Below are 1,815 nucleotides of genomic sequence, written 5' to 3' on the forward strand. Positions count from 1 at the left end.
ATAAATTCGACCATCGGCACCTTTAAGCGGTGTCATTAGCAAAGACCCGCCACGTAGGCTCTTCGAATCACCGAGGCTTGATACCGTGACATCAATGCGTTGGCCAGGTTTGGCGAACGCGGGCAAATCCGCATGCACAGCAACCGCTGCAATATTCTTCGCTTTTGGATCAACACCAGGTGGAATCGTGATACCAAATTGATTCATCAAATTACGGAATGTTTGGCTCGTAAATGGGGTTTTATCACCCGTGCCATCTAAACCAACAACGAGACCATAACCGATCAATTGGTTGCTTCGGACACCTTCAATACTTGCCATATCTTTCAATCTATCTGCGTGCGCAGGCGATAGTAACCACACACTTACTAGCACGATACATAATAAATTTATTAGAAAAGATAATTGTCTCAGCATCATTAACGCTCCCTACTACAGAGGCCACCATTCGCTGTTAAAGAATCGCGTCAACCAACCTTGTCGATTCACTTGATCAAACTCACCCGTGCCACCATATGCGATTCGGGCATTCGCAATTTTTGAAGACGGAACCGTGTTATCAATACCGATATCTTGAGGTCGAATCAGACCAGTTAAACGGATGTACTCATCCCCTTGATTCAAACTCAACCATTTCTCACCTTGCACGCGAAGTAATCCGTTAGGAAACACCTCAGCAACAGTGACTGAAATAGCACCCGCAAGACTATTGCTTTGCCCAGATTCAGCTGAGCCCTCAAATTCGCGTTCAAACGATGGATCGGTTGCTAAGCTCATACCCTTAAAGCTGATGGTATTGCCGAGAATATTCGCTTCGTTAAAGTCGACTTCATCGCTTTTGTCATAAGTCGTGTCTGCGCTTTTACTCGCTCGCGTGGACTCTTGCAGGTTCACGGTCAAGATGTCACCGACATTGATCGCAACTTGATCGCCATAGACACTAAACTGGCGATGAGATTGAAAAATACTACCGGTCACAGGTTCACCCATGCGCAAGCTTTGCGCAGGGATCGGCGCATATCTGGGATCATCCGGAACAGGGTGCTCTCGCGTAATCGCAGCACAACCAACGCTCGCCAAAATGGCAAGCGTATTAGCAAGTTTCAATGCAGCTTTGATTACGTTCAACATAGACAAAAACTCAACAACAGCATTACACGTTCTGCGAGATAAACTGCAGCATTTGATCTGCAGTCGAAACGACTTTTGAGTTCATTTCGTAGGCGCGCTGCGTGGTAATCATGTTCACCAACTCAGTCACAACATCTACGTTTGAGGTTTCCAACATGCCTTGGCTCACCGTGCCAATTCCATCTAAGCCAGGCGTGCCAACAATTGGATTGCCACTAGCTTCGGTTTCGCGGAACAAGTTATTACCAATGGCTTTTAAACCTTGCGGGTTAATAAAATCTGCAAGATCAATTTGCCCAAGGTTCTGCAAAGCTGGGTCACCCGCAACAGTGCCTGTAATCACGCCATCTTCGCCAATCGTAATTTCGTTCATTCCTTCTGGAATAGTAATGGCTGGCTCTAAGGCGTGGCCGTTAGCGGTCACAACTTGCCCATCTGAATTAATCTGAAATCTACCATCGCGCGTGTATGCGGTAGACCCGTCAGGTAAGGCAATCTGAAACATGCCTCGACCAGAGATCGCCATATCTAGAGGACGCTCCGTTACCTGCATTGAGCCTTGACTAAATTCTTTAACCGTTCCAACAACACGAACACCCGTACCAAGCTGCAGGCCTGATGGGAGCTGAGAATCCTGTGAGCTAAGCGCACCTGGATCTCTCTTAATTTGATATAGAAGATCTT

The 1,815-nt window shown here is 46.8% G+C and carries 3 protein-coding genes; all 3 read right to left on the reverse strand.

Annotated elements, in window-relative coordinates:
- On the reverse strand, positions 1-417 hold a 417-nt coding region (locus tag A3739_RS11925), incomplete at its 3' end, for a flagellar basal body P-ring protein FlgI (protein ID WP_197472289.1).
- Between the two features lie 15 nt (positions 418-432).
- Positions 433-1,131: a flagellar basal body L-ring protein FlgH gene (gene flgH / locus A3739_RS11930; RefSeq protein WP_068476531.1), complete on the reverse strand. Its 699-nt coding sequence runs from the start codon at positions 1,129-1,131 to the stop codon at positions 433-435.
- 22 nt (positions 1,132-1,153) lie between these two features.
- A partial coding sequence (gene flgG, locus A3739_RS11935) for a flagellar basal-body rod protein FlgG (RefSeq protein WP_068501528.1) occupies positions 1,154-1,815 on the reverse strand: 662 nt, incomplete at its 5' end.

The sequence above is a fragment of the Oleiphilus sp. HI0067 genome, assembly GCF_001635735.1.

Bases quoted from the DNA above. Each gene is read 5' to 3' on its own strand.
- flgH (WP_068476531.1), bottom strand. From the start codon at position 1,131: ATGTTGAACGTAATCAAAGCTGCATTGAAACTTGCTAATACGCTTGCC.